This is a genomic window from Jeotgalibaca caeni (genome assembly GCF_028863945.1).
Taxonomy (GTDB): Bacteria; Bacillota; Bacilli; order Lactobacillales; family Aerococcaceae; genus Jeotgalibaca; species Jeotgalibaca caeni.
Window position 1 is genome coordinate 1 of record NZ_JARBEA010000128.1, and the last position, 1,519, is coordinate 1,519.

General features: G+C 43.0%; 1 protein-coding gene. It reads right to left on the minus strand.

The window, feature by feature from the left end:
• Window positions 1–96: 96 nt before the first annotated feature.
• Complete coding sequence (locus PVE40_RS12725) at window positions 97–1,401, minus strand: ISL3 family transposase (protein ID WP_274732305.1); 1,305 nt, start codon at window positions 1,399–1,401, stop codon at window positions 97–99.
• Window positions 1,402–1,519: the final 118 nt, after the last annotated feature.

The following is a 1,519-nucleotide window of genomic DNA, read 5'->3' on the forward strand; positions in this document are numbered from 1 at the left end:
GGCTCTTTGTCAAGAAGTGTTGATAGTGTATTTTTCCAGTTGCATGCAGGCTAAATTTCACAATCTATCAAGCAGTAGCTGGGAACCAAAAAGTTCCTAAGCTGCTGTTTTTGTTTCTAGTAATTTATATTCAATGAAGATGCGGTTTCGGAAATTAGAAAAGTTGCGATAGCCATAGGCTGTCCGCTTGATGACCTTGATTTTATTATTAATCCCTTCCACTAATCCGTTTGAATAGTCGTAGCTCAGTGCGTTTACAATAGCTCTTTCGGATTGGCGGAATGTCTTCAAAGCTTGGTCCATCTTGGCAGAAAGCCCCCGTTGTTTCTCATGAATGAAGGACCGAAACAAATCCGGTTTCCGGTGCGCAACCGTAAAGACGATTGTTTGGTAGGCATTATAATTCAGGCGGAGACCCTCGTCCAAAGAAAGAATATAATCGATGATCCCCCGTTCCGTCACCATGCCCTTGAAAAGTCTATGATAACGGTATTCTGTGCCATTCAACAGTTCTTCTTTTTTCAGAATCAATTTCCAATATTTTTTTAGTTTCCTATAATCTCGTTTTGCTTTCAAGTCATTCGCTTTCTTCAAGGTATTCATAAAGCCAATACGTGCCATATTGAGCGCCCGGTTTACCTGCGTGACGATATGGAAACGGTCAATAATCAATTCAGCCTGAGGAAAGAGCGCCTGGAACAGCTTTTGATAAGGACCATACAGGTCCACAACCACGGTCTTGACCTTGGCGCGTTGTTCTTGTGGAAAACGTAGGAAGTAATCAGTGATTGACTTGTCTCGACGGTCTTCAAGGATATCGAAAATCCGATGGCTATCGGAATCGCAAATAATTAGACTCATGGCTCCATCAGCACTTTTGACGCTTTTAAACTCGTCGATGGCCAAGTTCTCGGGCAGATGGGTGTAGGTTTGACGGAATGTGTTATAAAAGGCTTCGAAAACCCGTTTGACGGTGTTGTTTGATACACGGTGCTCCCGAGCAATGTCCTTTTCAGATATGTTACGCGTCCCCTGGACTGCAATGGAATGTTTGACATCATTCGAGATGTGGCACCGTTTTTTGACCATCGTTGTTTCCGCAATAAAGGTTTGTCCGCATTCTCTGCACAGGAACCGCTGTTTCTTCAATTCTAAGTAGGTTGGACATCCCGCCATATCCAGGAGCAGCGGGTGGGTCAGCTTCGTCCCGTTCTTTACGATTGAACCATCGTTCACGCAGCCACAGCATTTACACGCTTTCGGTATGTAGGTGAGCGTGGCGGAGATGATTTTACAGCGCAAGCCGTTCCGTACGTCTTCCTTCAACCAATTATCTTCATCCACCTTGATATTTTTATCTTTTATTCCCAGTAGTGTTCCTATAAAATGATTATGAGACAAATGAATTTCCTCCTAAAATAAAGACTCGATACCTTCATTTTAACGGAAAAATTCATTTGTCTCTTTGTGTTTTTCACAAAAGGGCCAAAGGCCCATCAACACTTAATATTCTAGAGCC